The 14,608-nt window shown below is 68.6% G+C and carries 16 protein-coding genes; 9 read left to right on the top strand and 7 right to left on the bottom strand.

Features of this window, described 5'->3' with window-relative positions:
* Positions 1-42: 42 nt before the first annotated feature.
* The 3 genes from ACWCRB_RS09855 (at position 43) to ACWCRB_RS09865 (ending at position 3,854) form a co-directional block, all read left to right on the top strand.
* Positions 43-1,296 (top strand): GNAT family N-acetyltransferase, encoded by a 1,254-nt coding sequence (locus tag ACWCRB_RS09855; protein WP_450995552.1) that lies wholly within the window; start codon positions 43-45, stop codon positions 1,294-1,296.
* 271 nt (positions 1,297-1,567) lie between these two features.
* The gene (locus tag ACWCRB_RS09860) at positions 1,568-2,590 is read left to right on the top strand and encodes a GNAT family N-acetyltransferase (protein ID WP_450995553.1); all 1,023 of its coding nucleotides are present in this window, start codon (positions 1,568-1,570) and stop codon (positions 2,588-2,590) included.
* 418 nt (positions 2,591-3,008) lie between these two features.
* Positions 3,009-3,854 carry an SAVMC3_10250 family protein gene (locus ACWCRB_RS09865; protein WP_450995554.1) on the top strand — a complete coding sequence of 282 codons (846 nt, stop codon included), beginning with the start codon at positions 3,009-3,011 and terminating at the stop codon, positions 3,852-3,854.
* A 420-nt stretch (positions 3,855-4,274) separates the two neighbouring features.
* On the opposite strand, the gene ACWCRB_RS09870 is transcribed toward ACWCRB_RS09865, so the two are convergent.
* Positions 4,275-4,982, bottom strand: coding sequence for an NAD(P)-dependent oxidoreductase (locus ACWCRB_RS09870; protein ID WP_450995555.1), 708 nt, complete (start codon positions 4,980-4,982; stop codon positions 4,275-4,277).
* Positions 4,983-5,108: 126 nt separating this feature from the next.
* Between ACWCRB_RS09870 and ACWCRB_RS09875 the strand changes: the two genes are divergently transcribed.
* The 3 genes from ACWCRB_RS09875 (at position 5,109) to ACWCRB_RS09885 (ending at position 7,606) form a co-directional block, all read left to right on the top strand.
* On the top strand, positions 5,109-5,837 hold the full coding sequence (locus tag ACWCRB_RS09875) for a TetR/AcrR family transcriptional regulator (protein ID WP_450995556.1): 729 nt from the start codon (positions 5,109-5,111) through the stop codon (positions 5,835-5,837).
* A gap of 438 nt (positions 5,838-6,275) precedes the next feature.
* On the top strand, positions 6,276-6,791 hold the full coding sequence (locus tag ACWCRB_RS09880) for a hypothetical protein (RefSeq protein WP_450995557.1): 516 nt from the start codon (positions 6,276-6,278) through the stop codon (positions 6,789-6,791).
* 59 nt (positions 6,792-6,850) lie between these two features.
* The gene (locus ACWCRB_RS09885; protein WP_450995558.1) at positions 6,851-7,606 is read left to right on the top strand and encodes a tetratricopeptide repeat protein; all 756 of its coding nucleotides are present in this window, start codon (positions 6,851-6,853) and stop codon (positions 7,604-7,606) included.
* 40 nt (positions 7,607-7,646) lie between these two features.
* On the opposite strand, the gene ACWCRB_RS09890 is transcribed toward ACWCRB_RS09885, so the two are convergent.
* Positions 7,647-7,832, bottom strand: coding sequence for a DUF397 domain-containing protein (locus ACWCRB_RS09890; protein ID WP_450995559.1), 186 nt, complete (start codon positions 7,830-7,832; stop codon positions 7,647-7,649).
* 3 nt (positions 7,833-7,835) lie between these two features.
* Positions 7,836-8,729: a helix-turn-helix domain-containing protein gene (locus ACWCRB_RS09895; protein WP_450995560.1), complete on the bottom strand. Its 894-nt coding sequence runs from the start codon at positions 8,727-8,729 to the stop codon at positions 7,836-7,838.
* Positions 8,730-8,926: 197 nt separating this feature from the next.
* Between ACWCRB_RS09895 and ACWCRB_RS09900 the strand changes: the two genes are divergently transcribed.
* The gene (locus ACWCRB_RS09900; protein WP_450995561.1) at positions 8,927-9,451 is read left to right on the top strand and encodes an ATP-binding protein; all 525 of its coding nucleotides are present in this window, start codon (positions 8,927-8,929) and stop codon (positions 9,449-9,451) included.
* Positions 9,448-9,774, top strand: coding sequence for an antibiotic biosynthesis monooxygenase family protein (locus ACWCRB_RS09905; protein ID WP_369034124.1), 327 nt, complete (start codon positions 9,448-9,450; stop codon positions 9,772-9,774). The genes ACWCRB_RS09900 and ACWCRB_RS09905 overlap by 4 nt, the downstream gene beginning before the upstream one ends.
* A 67-nt stretch (positions 9,775-9,841) precedes the next feature.
* On the opposite strand, the gene ACWCRB_RS09910 is transcribed toward ACWCRB_RS09905, so the two are convergent.
* The 4 genes from ACWCRB_RS09910 to ACWCRB_RS09925 form a co-directional block, all read right to left on the bottom strand.
* Positions 9,842-10,651 carry an SAM-dependent methyltransferase gene (locus ACWCRB_RS09910; RefSeq protein WP_450995562.1) on the bottom strand — a complete coding sequence of 270 codons (810 nt, stop codon included), beginning with the start codon at positions 10,649-10,651 and terminating at the stop codon, positions 9,842-9,844.
* A 112-nt stretch (positions 10,652-10,763) separates the two neighbouring features.
* Positions 10,764-11,438 (bottom strand): response regulator, encoded by a 675-nt coding sequence (locus ACWCRB_RS09915; protein WP_450995563.1) that lies wholly within the window; start codon positions 11,436-11,438, stop codon positions 10,764-10,766.
* Positions 11,426-12,544: a hypothetical protein gene (locus ACWCRB_RS09920; RefSeq protein ID WP_450995564.1), complete on the bottom strand. Its 1,119-nt coding sequence runs from the start codon at positions 12,542-12,544 to the stop codon at positions 11,426-11,428. The genes ACWCRB_RS09915 and ACWCRB_RS09920 overlap by 13 nt, the downstream gene beginning before the upstream one ends.
* The gene (locus ACWCRB_RS09925) at positions 12,532-13,680 is read right to left on the bottom strand and encodes a sensor histidine kinase (protein ID WP_450995565.1); all 1,149 of its coding nucleotides are present in this window, start codon (positions 13,678-13,680) and stop codon (positions 12,532-12,534) included. Before ACWCRB_RS09925 ends, ACWCRB_RS09920 begins: the two co-directional genes overlap by 13 nt.
* A 416-nt stretch (positions 13,681-14,096) precedes the next feature.
* Here ACWCRB_RS09925 and ACWCRB_RS09930 point away from each other — a divergent pair, with 416 nt between their 5' ends.
* Complete coding sequence (locus ACWCRB_RS09930) at positions 14,097-14,567, top strand: hypothetical protein (protein WP_450995566.1); 471 nt, start codon at positions 14,097-14,099, stop codon at positions 14,565-14,567.
* Positions 14,568-14,608: the final 41 nt, after the last annotated feature.

Genomic DNA, 14,608 nt, shown 5'->3' on the forward strand with positions numbered 1-14,608 from the left:
CATGAGCCGTGGTGGCGGTATCCCGAGGAGGCAGCGGTAACGATGGAGATCCGTCCCACGACCGACAAGGATCTCGACGCCTTCGTCGACACGGTCCACGCCGCGTTCGGCCTTTTCCCGGAACCCCCGGTCGAGGGCGGCGGGCGCTGGTGGTCGGCGCTCGAAACGGACCGCTGCCTGCTCGCCCTGACGGCGGACGGGCGGCCCGTCGGCACCGCCGCCACGTACCCCTTCGAGCTCACCCTGCCCGGTGGGAACCTCGTCCCGGTCGCCGGGGTGACCGCAGTCGGCGTCCTGCCCTCGCACCGGCGCCAGGGTGTGCTCAGCGCGATGATGCGGCATCAACTCGCCGAGCTGCGGGCCCGTGGGGAGTTCCTCTCCGTACTGCTGGCCTCCGAGGCCACGATCTACGGCAGGTTCGGCTACGGACCGGCGACCTACACGGCGCGGCTGACGGTGGAACGCCACCGGGCAGCCCTCGCCGTTCCCCGGGCACGCGGAACGGCCGACGCCCCGGCGACCGGCTCGGACAAGGGCCCGGACAAGGCCTCGGCCGACGGCTCGGTCGAGGTACTGCGTCGCGCCGAGTGCGGCGAGATCCTGGAAGAGGTCTACGACCGGTACCGCCGCGCCCAGCCCGGCGCGCTGTCCCGCCCGCACCGCTGGTGGGCCCTGCGCGCGGGGCAGCCCCCGATCTCGCCGGCGCCGCGCTACGTAGCCGTCCACCGGGACACCGACGGCGTCCCGGACGGGTACGCCAGCTACTCGCTCGAGTCCGGCACCCTCACGGTCGACGAGACCATCACCGCAGACGACGCCGTCTTCACGGCCCTCGCCCGGTTCGTACTCGGACACGACCTGGTCTCCCAGGTCGTGTTCAAGCAGGTCCCGCCCGAGCACCCGCTGCGCTGGCAGTTCGCGGACTTCCGCGCCGCCGAGGTGAGCGGCGTCATGGACTGGCTCTGGGTACGGCTGCTGGACATCCCGCGTGCGCTGACCGCGCGCGGCTGGTTCACGGACGGCGAGCTCGTCCTCGACGTCGACGACCCGTTCCTCGGCGAACACGGCCGCCACCTGCTGACCGTCCGGGACGGCAAGGCCGACTGCGTCCCCACGGACCGGGAGCCCGACCTGTCCCTGGACGTACGCGACCTGGGCTCCGTCTACCTCGGCGGCACCACCCCGAGCACACTCGTACGCGCCGGCCACATCCAGGCCCACCACCCGGGCGCGGCCACCCTCGCCGACGACCTTTTCCGCACCGACCGCTCCCCGCACTGCCTGCACTGGTTCTGAGGGCGCGTCGGCTACGAGGCAACAACGAGGGTGCAACGGGTGGGCGGCGGCGCCGTGGCTCGACGCGGGGCGTGCCTACTGACCTCTCACAGCGAAGGTTGAGTGACCTGGGTCATGTCTGGTCATCGAGTGCCGTGATCGGATAAGTCACGGGTTGCCTGCCGATCGTTCCAAAGAGTCGCCGGGTACGCTCGTTCGGTCCTTGGTCGAGAGGAGTTGCTGAGTGGCCCGGTTAGGTGGACCACCCATTCTGCGTACCCAGAGGCTTGTGATGGAGCCGATCCGTCGCGAGGACAGCGACGATCTCTTTGAGGCCGTGGTCAGTCAGGACAGCGTCATGCGATGGCTGGCGACCGGCCGGGCGGACAGCCGATCCGCTGCCGAGGCCATGTGCGACGACCTCGTCGCCCACTGGACCAGACACGGCTACGGCGACTTCGCGGTCAAGGATGCCGCAACGCACGCGTTTCTCGGCCGCGTGGGACTGCGTAATCGGGCCCGGTACGGAGTCGACCTCGGTTTCGCCCTGCACCCACGGGCGCAGGGCCGCGGGTTCGCCGGCGAGGCAGGCCGCGCGTGCCTGGACCTGGCATTTCGCCGCCTCTCGCTCCCCACCGTTTTTGCGTTCGTCCTGCCTGGCAATACGGCCTCGATCGCGGCACTGCGCCGCCTGGGCGCCCAGGCGGACGGGACTGTCCAGTCCAGTGGTCTGCACTGTCTGCGCTACCGGTTCGACCCCGCCGCCATGGCCGCTGCGGAGCATGTGGTGGACGAAGGTGGTGTGGACCTCCAACTGGTCCATGCGCCGGGCCCCGGTTCTCCGGATGACAGGGCCGCACTCCGCGATGGCCTGCCCGACCCCTTCGGGGTGAACGAGCTCGGTCTAGTGTGGGCCGACCAGCAGTACACCCTCACCGCTGTCTCCGAAGGCCGACCGGTGGCTTCCGCGGGCTGGCTGCTGCGGAACATGACCTTCGACGGATTGCCGCGCCGCACCGCGGGGTTGGGTGGTGTGCTGGTGCACCCCGCTTATCGAGGCCGGGGCATCGCCCGGATGGTGATCAGCGTGGCGGTCGAACACGCACGAGCGGCCGGCGCCGAGACGATGATTCTGCTCTGCCGCCCGAACCTGGTCCCCCTCTACATGCAGCTGGGATGGAGCCGGCTCTCCGTGCCCGTCACCGTCCAGCAGCCCGACGGCCCGCGGACCTCGTCACTGACCACCATGATCTACGACCTGGCCGGCCTGCCTCATCCCACCATCAGTGTGGACCTGCGGGGCCTGCCCTTCTGATGCGCTGAGTACGGGATCACCATAGGCGTGTACCGGTTCCCGCACCGTCTCCCCGGACAGTCAGCCCTAAACGATCACTCAACCTTCGGTGAGAAAACCTAGCGGTCACCAACCTTCGATGACAGCGCTCAACTGCCCCGTCTCCGGGGAACTGGCCCCCGTCTTGTCCGTTGCCAATGAACCCGGTCTGTTTGCCACCGAACCAAGTCGACCGCCACGGGCCCGGGTCCTCCCGTGTTGAACTGCCATACTCGCCAACGGGACGATGGCCCGTCGCTGAGGGCTCAGCAGGAGCGTGCCGCCAGATGCGCTGAGTGACTGCTGTGCGGAGGTGCCAGGCCAGCCGCGCGCATCCGGACAGAATGATTGGCAGCCGCTTACTCTGTGAGGGCGACACGGCAGGCGAGGGGGAAGCCAGATGCGTGAGTTCGTCTATCTGTCGGAAAGAAAACTGAGGCAGTTCACTGTTTCCAGCAGCCGTCGCCCCCGCTGGTGGCATCGCCTGGGTTTTGAGGGCGAGTTGGCATTTCCGCCCTTCGGTAGGGCCAAGGTGGCCAGTCAGGAGTCACCAGGGATTCCCTCTACGCTCACGGTCGATGAGGTCATCGCAGCCTTTGACGCCGGGGACCGCCAGGCAGGCTGGTTCGCGGACGACCATGTGAAGGCGGGTCAGTGGGTCTTCTTCGAAGCACCCTTGAACCACCGCGTGATGGAGGCACGGTACTTCCATTCAGCAGCCCTGTTCCTGGACTCGGGTGTCCCGGCCCAGAATTACCCCGCGGGAGGCTCGGTCCGACTGCTGCTACATGGGGCGCGGGAGCACTTGCTCGGCCTGGCAGCCCCTTCGCCAGTCGGCCTGGACGTGCAGGCAGAACTTGACCAAGCCGTGCCACAGACGTCTTCCTTCGCTTCGGACACCTCCTACCTCTACCAGCTCGCTGGTCAGAAATTTGGCCTCGAGAACGGGACGGTGGGGTTCGTACTGCCTCAGCTCAGCCAAGATCTGCTGCGGAACGAGGAAATCGTCCAGGATCTGAGCGGCACGCCACTAACCGTCGTTCGGCAGCACGGTAACTTCGCAGAAGCCCTAAGGATGATCGTCGGCCTGCTGGACGCGGCCTTCGTCCCGGAGACAGCTGCCTGGATGCGCGGATACGCACGGGTGACGTCCGCTGTGGATCTCGATCCTATTTCCAGCCCGGGTGAACCGCGCCTGGTCACAGCGACTCCGCTGTACGTGGAGTACGCCCCAGAGCCGGAGTGAGCGCGCCCGGGCTGCCGGAACCTTAGCGAAGGCCGGGCTTCGGCGGCCCGGATGCAGACCAGTGTGGCGGCGATGCATCAGACGGCCAGGTCGGACTAAAGACGTGCCGACGACTGGGTTGCATGACAAACCGGCTGGGTTCATTGGCAACGGACACGTCTCAAGTGAACTGGTCCAATTCGCCGGCGGTCTCAGGTGGCCTGGCTCGCCAAGTTGTGTGACGGGGTGTGGGCGTACCACTGTGGCTCTCAGCCGTGCACGGATGAAGTCGCCTGTCGCCAGGCTGCTTCGCCCTCTCACTCGATGACTCGACCTGCCCGAAGGCGGACAGCACCGCCGGGAACCGACACTGCGGTACGGCCTGGACGAAGGCCCCGGCCGCCGCTGTGGCGGACCGGGACCTTGGAGCAGCACCTCTCTTCAGTATCCGATCGTGAAGCGTCGCTGCACGAACTGCGGCAGCTCCGCCTCGTCGATCAGGGCGACCGCCGCATCCTCCGCCGAGATGCGGCTGCGCCCCTCCGCGTCGCGGACCGCCTGGTCGCCGCCGATGCGGAAGCGGCCGGTGCGCTCGCCGGGGGCGATCTCCATGGCGGGGCTGAAGTAGGTCCACAGCCGGTTCGAGGTGCGCAGGACGTCGAAGCCGTCACGGGCGCCGCGCGCCGCTGCCGCGTAGGCGCGGGGCAGCCCGAGCTGGTCGAGGATCTCGTGCATGCGTTCGTCCGAGTCGGCGAGTGCCAGCCCGGGCTCGACCTCCAGGCTGCCCGCGCCGCCGATCACGATCAGCCGGGTCCGCGGGTGGCTCTCCAGCGCCTTCGTCAGGGCGTGCGCCACGGTGGAGTGGGTCGTGGGGTCGGCGATCGAGCGCCGGACGGTGTCCTCGAAGTCCTTGGCGGCGTTGCCGGGCTGGTAGGCGCTGATGAGCACGTCGAGGCCGGGCAGTACGGCCGTGATGCTCGCCGCGTCCAGGACATCGACGCTCGCCCAGGTGATGTTGTCCCGCTTCTCGTCGGCCCGTGGCTGCGACGCGTCGCGGCTGAACGCCCTGACGTGATGCCCCCGTTCCAGGGCCTCGGCAACGACCCGGCTGCCGATGGTCCCCGTGGCTCCGACGACTCCGATGTGCATGGTTCTCCCCCTACTCGCATGCGGCACGAGGGCGCGGTCAACCGGATCGGTTGCGCCCGTGCAGTGACTATACGCCGTGAAGTTTCTATACGGCCATCAATTCGGGTAACGCTGTAGAGTGCCTGGGTGGCAGGTACGGCGAGCAGGGCGGGAAGCACGGGGCGGCGCGAGCGGCTGCGGGCCGAGACGACGGCCGAAATCAAGGACGTGGCACTGGAGTTGATGGCCTCGGGCGGGCCCGAAGCCATCACCCTGCGGGCCATCGCCCGCGAGATGGGCATGACGGCCAACGCCATCTACGGCTACTTCGCCACCCGCGACGACCTCGTCACCGTGCTCATCGGAGACGTGTACACCGAGCTGGCCGACGCCGTGGACACCGCGTGGGAGAGCGCCTCCGCCGAGAGTCCGGCCGCCCGGATCCAGGGCTGGGCCGGCGCCTTCCGGAACTGGGCCCTGGCCAACCCCGAGGGCTTCCGGCTCGTCTACGGCGACCCCGTTCCCGGCTACGACACGCCCCACGGAGGCGCCGCCCCGGAGGCCGCCCACCGGGTCTGCGCCGGGCTCACCGCGCTCGCGGCAGCCGCCTGGCCCTACGCCGAACACCTCCATGAGGGCAGCGAGTTCGAGTGGTCCGACTTCGACGCCGGGCTCGTCGACAAGGTCCGCGCGGACTTCCCCGGCCTGCCGCCCGCCGCCGTCGCGCTCGCCCTGCGTATCTGGGGGCGCCTGCACGGCCTGGTGTCGCTGGAGGTCTACGGTCATCTGCGCACCCAGACGGCCAGCCCGGACAAGCTCTTCCGGGAGGAAGTGACCCAGCTCGTACGGTCGTTGGACATCCCGCTGCGCAGCTGAAGCCCCCTTGGGTACAGCACGGCGCATGCGAGATTTTATTCTTGTCCTTCGACGCGTGATGGACCGGTTCGTCGCTCGCCTGCATGACCTGGATAACCGCTTCGCTCGCCGGGGCGAGCGGGTCGGGCAGCCGTAAAGGGCCTTCGGGAGGTGTTCGGAGAGCAGTGGACTTCCGAGCCGCTGCCAAGCAGGGCGGCGGTTCGAAACAGCGGAGCCGGACCAGGACAGCTGAGACAACATCCGGCTTCCACTCCCGCCGGACCAGATCAACCGGGATTCCCAGCATCCGCACGTCTCAACTGATCTGGTCGCCGCAGGTTACAGGTCTGGGCCGGGGACAGATCATTTGAGACGGGACATCAACCTTCGCTGCGAGAGGTCACCTACCATCCGGTGTACGGGGGTACACGCAGCGACCCCTCGGCGAGGGGGGCCTCCGTGCACTCGACCATTTCGTGGCCGCTGGTCCGACGTCTCGTCGGCGCAATCGTGGCCTGTGCGGCCCTGACCGCAACCTCGGGGTGCACGGCTCCTGTTGATGCCGTCGCCGGAATCTCGGTGACTGCCGACGGCCAGTTGCTCGGCGTCATCATGGTCTGCGGGCATCAGATCGACGGGGCGACTCTGTACGTGGCCGGCGCCGACCCCGACAAGGACGTGACGGTCGGTTCATGGTCCGCGGCCCGACCCCTGAAGTCCGGTCTCGCCACCTGGCCCCTCGATGCCCCTGCCCCCGGCTGGACGGCGACCACATCCCTCAAACCCCTCACCACGAAGACGACTTACACCCTCTACGGCTGGACCGAGGACAACTCCGGCTCGTCGACCAGCGTCTCCTTCACCCTGACCGACCTGGACGGGCTGACTCCGGGAACGGTTCGCTACGAGGGCGAGGAGTCCGCGGTCACTGTCCCGGTGGCGGAGTTCAAGGCGAGGGCCTGCGAGGATGACTAGCGCATGAGGTCGCTTTCATCTTTGGAGCAGCAGTGGATCGCGCTGACAGGAACCGGCTCTTGGATCAGGCCCGCGAGGCGGTCCGGGAAATGCGGACGGGAAAGGCTGGAGCCGCCCAGCATCTTCGCGACCTGTTTCCTGACGTGCGAAAGCTGGCGGACTCGGGCGACTGTGAATTTCAGGAACTACTCGGTGGCATCTGCCTTGAGTACATGAAGAATTATGAGGCGGCGCGCTGGTATCTCGGACAGGCCGCGAAGGCGGGAAACGCGGCGGCGCTGCGGGGGCTCGGGTTCATGCTTCTTCACGGACTGGGTGGTAACAGGGATGCGGAGAAGGCGGTCCAGCTCTTCCAGGCGGCCGCAGCGGAGGGTGATGGAGCGGCGAAATACAACCTAGGTGCGATGCATCTCAGGGGGGACGTGCTGCCGAAGTCCAAGGAGCAGGCGCTCCAGCACCTCGAAGAGGCGTCCGTAGCGGGAGAGGCCGTAGCGTCTCGGCAGCTAGGGGAGATCAAGCTTGCCGATGGCGACCGCCGTTCGGCGCGAGCGTACCTGGAACTGGCGGTCGACCAAGGGTCGTACGTCGCACTGAAGGACCTGGCGCCCCTGTGCCGGGATGGGGTGGGCGGAGATGTCGACCGGGTCCGCGCCCTTGGTTGCTACCTCAAGCTGCTGGACATCGGTGACGGCGACGGGATGCACGAGGCGCACCAGCTGGCTGATCTGATGACCGACGAGGAAATCAGGGAGGCGGCCTCCTGGGCAAACCATGTTGCGCTGGGCGAGTCCCTCATTGGGCGCGCTCGTCGCTGACCTGAGGCACTGCACTGCACGTGGGGTGTGACCGGCTGGCTCACAATTCTTCGCCTGTGACGGCGGCTCGGAACGTTTCCCAGGTGGTGGGGCGGAGGTGGAGGGGCGGGCGAGTCGGGGTCTTGGAGTCCCGTATCGCGATGGTGGCGGGGATGTTAGTGGCGACCTCGACGCACTCGTCCTTGTCGTCGCTGTAACTGGACTTGCGGAACTGGAAATCGGGCACGGCTCAGAGATCCTTACTGAGGTCCAGGATGAATGAGAGAGATTCTCGTTCGCCCAGGGAGCGGGAGGCGATCAGCTCGAACAACTCGTCGTACGCTGCTGCTCCTTCCCCGCCTTCGACCCACGTCTGCTTGAACGCGGCCTCGGAGTACACGACGTCCATGGCTCCGGGCTCGGCGAAGGAGATGATGTTGAACGAGCCGTTCAGCCCTTGATGCGTGCCGTGGCTGAAGGGGAACACCTGGAGGGTGACGCTCGGTAGGTCGGCGACTCTCGTCAGGTGGTCGAATTGCCCACGTGCTGTCTCCGCGTCCCCGGGAAGGTTGCGCAACACGGATTCGTAGAGCACCGCCCGTAGCGCGAGCGGCGGATCGTCGGTGAGCCGTTGCTGCCGTGCGAGTCGCGAGGCGATGAACTGCTCGTCAGGGTCCCTGCGGTGAGCCACCGTCGCACTGTCGGCGGGGGAGTTCCTCAACCCCCGTACGTATGCGGGAGTTTGGAGCAAGCCGGGGATGAAGGCAGGTTGCCACGCCCTGATGGTCGTCGCCGCGTTCTCCAGCGCCACGTACTCCTGCATGGTGCCGAGCATCGCGTAGTCGTCCCACCAGCCGCTCGCCTTGCGCCGCTCGCGGTCGATCCGCGCCAGCTCCAGCAGCCCTCCGACAGTCCCCGGGTCGTGGACCCCGTACAACTCGCACAACGCCCGGATGTCCGGGTCCCGCATCGGAACCCAGCCGCCCTCCATCTTCGCGACCTTGGTGGTGGACGCGGTGAGTGCCTTGCCCGCCTGGGTCTGGTTGAGGCCGGCCGCTGTGCGCAACTTCGTGAGTTCGCCGCCGAGTCGGCGTCCCAGGACGGTGGATGTGCTGTAGCCCTGCGTCGGCTGGCGTGTGGTCACGGCTGTGCTCCTCCTGGCCTTGGTGCGCGGTCAGTCTGGCGTGCTGCCGCGGGACACCGCAAACTCGATCGGAGGAATTCCTCCGAGAGTAACTTGCAGTGCGGAGTGGGCGGCCTCTACCGTCGGTGACGAACTGCTCGCAGAGTGGCGCCAGTTACCTCACGGCGCAGCTCCCCCCCTGCCCGAAAGTGAGCGCCATGACCGAGGACCCCCTCCGGCTCCGCTACGACCGCCTCGACTACACCCCCTTCCCCAAGAGCGTCACCCTCGCCCGCCGCCGAGCCCACCGCCTCCTCACCGAGTGGGGCCAGTCCGAACTTGCCCTGGACACCGCCCTGTTGGTCTCCGAACTCGGCGGCAACGCCGTCCTGCACGGATGTCTCCGCGACCGCCTCTTCCGAGTGGAACTCGCCCTCACCGAGCACGCCGTCCGCGTCAGCGTCTCCGACCCGCGAGGTGAATTACTGCCGAGCCCCCGCACCGCCGCCCCCGACGAGATGTTCGGCCGGGGACTCCTCATCGTCGGTGCCCTCTCCGACCGCTGGGGCGTCACCGAACTGACCGTCGGCAAGCTCGTCTGGTGCGAGCTGGACGTCGTACGCGCTGCAGGCCGGTCGGCGAACCGGCAGGAGTCGCGCCCCATGCCTCAGGAGTCGCGCCCCACGCCAGTCACCGCCCCCTCGCGAAACCCTGAGCGCCCTGCGGCAAGATGGGCCTCATGAGCATCGTAAAGATCAACGTACTCACGGTTCCCGAAGAGCAGCGCGAGACGCTGGAGAAGCGGTTCGCGTCGCGGGCCGGGGCCGTCGAGGGGTCGGACGGGTTCGAGTGGTTCGAGCTGCTTCGGCCTGTCGAGGGCACCGACAGCTACCTGGTGTACACGCGCTGGCGCAGTGAAGAGGACTTCCAGGCCTGGATGGCGGGCCCGATGCAGTCGGCGCACCGTCCTGCCGGCGCCGGCGGGGAGCAGCCCAAGCCCGCCGCCTCCGCATCGACCCTCTGGTCCTTCGACGTGGTCCAGCAGGCCGCCCCCAAGCAGGGCTGAGCCTGCCGTCGCGGCGCGCCGAGCCGCCGTAGCGGTAGTCGTACTCGGCGCGCCCCGACAACGGCGGTCAGGGCTTGCGCCCCACCCCGCCGTGCTGGCCGATCGCCGGCGCCGTCACCCCCGACGCGCTCGCCTCCGGCCGCCACAGCGGCACCGAGACGACCCCCGGCTCCACCAGATCGAGGCCCTCGAAGTACGCCTCGATCTGTTCGACCGGCCGCAGGAAATACGGCACCGCGCCCGTCTCGTTGTACGCGTCCTGCGCCTGCTCGTAGGCCGGGTCCGTACCCCGCGAGCCCTCGTTCAGGGACAGGTAACTGCCCGACGGGAGGCCCGACATCAGGTCGCGGACGATTCCGCGGGCCGCGTCGTAGTCCGCCACGTGACCCAGGATTCCGCTCAGGATCAGGGCGGTCGGGCGGGTGAGGTCCAACGTCTTCGCCGCCGACGCCAGGATGCGTTCCGTGTCGTACAGGTCCGCGTCCACGTAGTCCGTCGCGCCCTCGGGGGTCGACGTCAACAGGGCGCGGGCGTGAGTGAGGACCAGCGGGTCGTGGTCCACGTACACGATGCGCGCGTCGGGAGCGACCCCCTGCGCGACCTCGTGCGTGTTGTCCACCGTCGGCAGACCCGTGCCGACGTCCAGGAACTGGCGGATGCCCGCCTCCCCGGCCAGATGACGGATCGTCCGGCCCAGGAACGCGCGGCTGCTGCGCGCGATCGTGACGATGCCGGGGAACACGGCCGTGTACGCGTCACCGGCCGCCTCGTCCACGGGGTAGTTGTCCTTGCCGCCCAGCCAGTAGTTCCAGATGCGGGCGGAATGCGGAACCGAGGTGTCGATCTTCTGTTCGGATCTCGGCTCGGATTCGGACATGACGGCATCGTCTCCTCGGTCGCGGCGGACGCGTTCGTGCAGGGCTCAACTTAAGGCCCGAGGGTAACGATACGTATCCCCATCCCCATCCCTCTTCACCCAGTCAGCTTGGTCAACCCACCCCGACCGCCGCCGACTCGTAGCCCGTGATGTCGTCGGGCTTCACCAAGCCGTCCTCGATCGCCCGGGCCAGCATGTCCGCCTTCGTCGGTGCGGTCCTGCCGACCTGCGCGTACTTGACTCTCGCCCGACGGATGTACACGTCCACCGTGTGGACCGACACACCCATGCGCCGGGCGACCGAAGCCTTCGACATGGACTGGAACCACCACAGCAGCGCGGTACGTTCCTGCGAGGACAGCCTGGGCCTGCTCGCGCCGCGGTCACCGGCGAGGACGCCCGCGGCCGTCGGCGTGACGTACGGCCCGTCGCCTGCCGCCGCCAGCACCGCGTTCACCAGGTGCGCCCTTCCCTCGTTCTTCGCGACGAACTCGCATGCGCCGGCCTCCAGCGCTTCGAGCACCACCCGCTGCTCGGTGAACTGCGAGAAGGCGATGACCCGTTGGCCCGCCGCGGCCAGTGTGGCGATGTCGCCGATGACGAGGCTGCCGTGCAGATTCAGGTCGAGGATCAGGAGATCCGCGATGCCGGCCTCCACGTCCGCGGTTTCGCCGGTGTGCCCCACCGAGATCCGCGACTCCTCGGACAGCCAGGTCTGGATGCCTTCGATGACGACAGGGTGGTCGTCGACGATGGCGACGGTCAGGGGGCCGGTCATACGGGCCATCGGGTTTCCCACCACAACTGATCCTCCTCCTGGTCGTAAACAGCGGAAACGGTGAGTGGGCCGGGCGATTCCACGAGCGTCTCCGGCGGGGCGTCGGCCACCACGCTCACCACCACGTCCTCGGGTGTCGTCACCACGGTCACCCGTGCCTGGGTGGCGGCGGTGGCCAGGACCAGCAGGGCGCCTTCCGCCAGTTCCCGGCGGGCTGAGGTCGGCAGGTCGGGCAGGTCGCCGTAGCTCAGCAGGGTCACGCGTACGCCGCGCCGCTCGGCGACATCGGCACAGGCCCGCAGTTCGTGCAGGAGCGGGTGCGGGGTGCCGTCCGTCTCCACGAACAACCTTCGCAGGCGTGCCGCCTCCACGGCCGCGCGATGGCGTACGACGGTGTCGCCCGGGTCGAGTTGACGTTCCGCCAGACCACGCAGCAGTGGTTCCACTCGGCTGCGCAGGTACTCGTAACGGCGTCGGCGCTCGGCGTGCACGGTCTCGTCGGCGGTCGCCCGGGCGAGGCGCTCCGCCTGGCCCGCAGCGATCTCGGTGGCTTCCCTCGCACCGTCGTTGAGCTGCCGTGCCAGGTACGCGAAGGTCAGCTGGACACCGGCGGTGGTGTAGATCACGGCGAGCAGCCGGGCGACCATGACCTGGTCGAGCGCGCCGTCGCCGACCAGGAAGCACACCGTGACCGCCGTGTTGGCGCCGAGCAGGGCGACCAGCTCCCACAGCGGACGCTGTATCAGAAGCAGTACGCCGAACCAGCCCACGGTGTTCCACGCCCAGCTCACGTCGCTGATCATCCCGCCCGCCGGGTACGTGGCGGTGGCGACGACGCCGGTGATCAGCGCCGCACCCGCGAGCAACCGTGCGGTGTGTCCGCTGAGCGCGGAACGCAGCAGCAGGATCGACCCGACCGTCTGGATGACCGCGAGGGCCAGCCAGGAACCCGCGGCCGCGGCCTGTGGCTCGTACTCCTGCCAGCCCCTGAGCATCAGCAGGGTGTCCAGACCCAGGTGCCAGACGCCGACGATCACCACCAGCCCGATGTTGACGGCCGTGGCGAAACGGGTGGCGACCATCCCCTTGGGGACGCCGGCGGTCAGGGTTCCCACCTCAGTACGATCCGGGTGCCGGCGCCGGGGGACGAGTCCGCCAGGGCGCTGCCGCCCACGACACGCATCCGGCCGTAGACCGATTCCCGCAGGCCGCGCCGGTGGGAGGCGACGGCCAACGGGTCGAACCCGCTTCCGTCGTCGCGGACTTCGACGGTGACGCCCTCCCCGGCACGTCGGGCCGTGACCCGGGCAGCGCGGGTGTTCGCGTGCAGGCCCACGTTGGCCAGGGCCTCGGCGACCGCTTGCGAGAGGGCCACCACGACCTCGTGGGGCAGGTCCAGCGGCGGCACGTCGAACTCGACGTCCAGCGGCGGGAGTCCGACGCGGCGCGTCAGTACGACGGTGCGCAGCGCGACATCCAGCGGTGCCGGGTCGTGCGCCACATCGCGTGCCACGCCGGGATGCGCCCGTAGGTCTTCGATGACGGCCAGGTCGGCCGCGGCCCGTTCCGGCAGCGCGGCGGAGTCGCGGGTGATGCTGCCGGTGCCCACCATGGTGAGCGTGGCGAGCACGGTGTCGTGCAGCAGCCGCTGTTGGTCCAGTTCGTCGGAGCGGGCGGCGGACCTGGCCCCCGCCGACGCGCGCGCCGCCGCCTCCTCGGACAGCGCGAGGTCCGCCCTGCGCGCTCCGTGTCGCAGCAGGACCACGACAGAGGCGGCGAGCAGTCCCTGGAGCACCATGATCATGGGGGCGTCCCGGATGCCGGGGGCGCCCGCCGCGTAGGCCACCGTGATGGCGAGCGCCGCCGCCATCGCCAGAGGCTGGCGCAGACCGAACTGTGCGATGAAGATGCCGCTGCCGGCGACCATGTCGATCCATCCGCTGCCCGCGCTCGCTCCCAGGACCTCGGCCGGGACGAGGTTGCCGTGCGCCAGACAGAGCGCCACCACGACGGCGGTGTCAACGGCGCAGAGCCAGGGGTGAGGGTCCGGCCGGAACATCAGAACGATGAACAGGCCGCTCCACACAAGCAGTCCGACGACCGCGACGGCCACCCACACGGAGCGGGCGGGCGGTGCGAAACCGACCACGGCGACCACGCTCGCCCCGACGGCGCTGGCTGCTCTCAGGACAGCGGACAGGCGGGCGGACTTGCGCCGAAGTTGGAGTTGGGCGGGCCCTTGCGCCGACACACCGCCTCCACTAAAGGAATTCCCGCCTCCGTCAGGAGAAGTGAGGAAATCGACCCCGTCCCTCACCATGCTTCCCCCGCAAGTCGATGAGACCTGTTCCTCAGCTTAGATCAACGCGAGCGGGACCGACAGGGGCATGTGCGACACCTCGCCGCTATTGTCGCGCGGCCATGGAGCCTGCCCCTGCCTCCGGCAAAGGCGCACGTGAGCACGGGGGTGGCGGCGCTGTCACGTGTTCGCGTGACATGTCTTTCTCCGGTCCGTCACGTAATTTTTGGACCAGGCCGCCCGAAGGTGAATACAGAAAACGGCGCTGCGTTATTACCCCGAAGAATTTGCAACCTCCTGTCAGTAGATTTCCGTGGCGTCATGGCCGCGGGGAGTCCCACCCAACAGATGATCGAGGAGTTACACCCGTGAGGAAACTGCCCGGAGCCCTGACGTCGACCCTGCTCACCGTCGGACTGGCCGCGACCTTGACCCCGCTGACAGCCTCGCCCGCCGCCGCCGTCAGCATGCACGGCTGCTCGTACCCGCGCGTGTGCCTGTACGACGGCTCCTACCAGAGCGGCACCATCTTCAGCTGGTACCAGGACACCTCCTACCAGGCCATCATCGGCGGCGGGAACCGGGTGGACGCGGTCGTCAACACCCGTAACGACGACTCCGTCTGGCTGATCGACCAGGGCCCCTCCCCGGACGCGTACATCTGTATCCCGGCGAACACCGCCGTCAACCTCGGCAGCTACGACCACCCCGTCAGCGCCCGCGGCACCTGGGCGAACGACGCCGACGCCATCAAGATCTGGGGCGACCCCGACAACGGGCTGTGCAGCGGTACCAACCGCGTGCAGCAGGGCCGCATCGCCGACGGCTGGCGCCCCTGACACACGCGAGGCCGGCCCCGGGCGAAACGCCCGGGGCCGGC

Source organism: Streptomyces sp. NPDC002156 (genome assembly GCF_053593675.1).

Excerpts from the sequence above, each read along its gene's own strand:
- ACWCRB_RS09855 (WP_450995552.1), top strand. The coding sequence starts at position 43 with ATGGAGATCCGTCCCACGACCGACAAGGATCTCGACGCCTTCGTCGAC.
- ACWCRB_RS09865 (WP_450995554.1), top strand. The coding sequence starts at position 3,009 with ATGCGTGAGTTCGTCTATCTGTCGGAAAGAAAACTGAGGCAGTTCACT.
- ACWCRB_RS09870 (WP_450995555.1), bottom strand. The coding sequence starts at position 4,982 with ATGCACATCGGAGTCGTCGGAGCCACGGGGACCATCGGCAGCCGGGTC.
- ACWCRB_RS09905 (WP_369034124.1), top strand. The coding sequence starts at position 9,448 with ATGAGCATCGTAAAGATCAACGTACTCACGGTTCCCGAAGAGCAGCGC.
- ACWCRB_RS09900 (WP_450995561.1), top strand. The coding sequence starts at position 8,927 with ATGACCGAGGACCCCCTCCGGCTCCGCTACGACCGCCTCGACTACACC.
- ACWCRB_RS09915 (WP_450995563.1), bottom strand. The coding sequence starts at position 11,438 with ATGGCCCGTATGACCGGCCCCCTGACCGTCGCCATCGTCGACGACCAC.
- ACWCRB_RS09910 (WP_450995562.1), bottom strand. The coding sequence starts at position 10,651 with ATGTCCGAATCCGAGCCGAGATCCGAACAGAAGATCGACACCTCGGTT.
- ACWCRB_RS09860 (WP_450995553.1), top strand. The coding sequence starts at position 1,568 with ATGGAGCCGATCCGTCGCGAGGACAGCGACGATCTCTTTGAGGCCGTG.